The 566-nt window shown below is 56.0% G+C and carries 1 protein-coding gene; it reads left to right on the top strand.

Annotated elements, in window-relative coordinates; all coding sequences use genetic code 11:
• The coding region (locus AC07OI_RS29820; protein ID WP_495259673.1) for an ATP-binding cassette domain-containing protein at nt 1-378 on the top strand (378 nt) is incomplete at its 5' end.
• Between the last annotated feature and the right edge of the window lie 188 nt (nt 379-566).

Genomic DNA, 566 nt, shown 5'->3' with positions numbered 1-566 from the left:
GAACAAATCGTGGCAGCCTGCAAGATGGCAGAAATTCACAGCGTCATCGAAGGACTGCCCAAAGGCTACCAGACAGAAATCGGCGAACGCGGCGCGGGTCTCTCCGGCGGCCAAAAGCAACGCATCGCCATCGCCCGTGCCTTGCTCAAACGCCCCAGCATCCTCATCTTTGATGAAGCCACCAGCGCCCTTGACACCACCACTGCAGAACACTTCGCCCAGACGATCAATGCCCTCAAAGGCAAAGTCACCATGCTCTTCATCACCCATGGCTTGCCCAAGGGCCTCAAGGTCGATGCCATCTACCGTCTGACAGATAACGGTGCCCAGCAAATGCACCCGGCCCCGGTGGCTGTACCAGCCAGTACGGCGGCATAACCCAGACAGAGAAATAAGACAAGCCGGGCAAAATAATCCAAGATTGAAGCAAGTAAAGAATAAGACAGGTAAGCACCCATGCAGCAAGTACCAACACAACAGCCCGACCAGGGCAATACAACGTCTGCGGCACAAACCGCAGCACCAGAAAAGACAGCACCCAGCACCGCTAAAGTCATCCCCCTGCG

The organism is Undibacterium sp. GW821-FHT07F11 (genome assembly GCF_059418665.1).
This window is presented reverse-complemented; position numbering and strand designations above follow the sequence as displayed.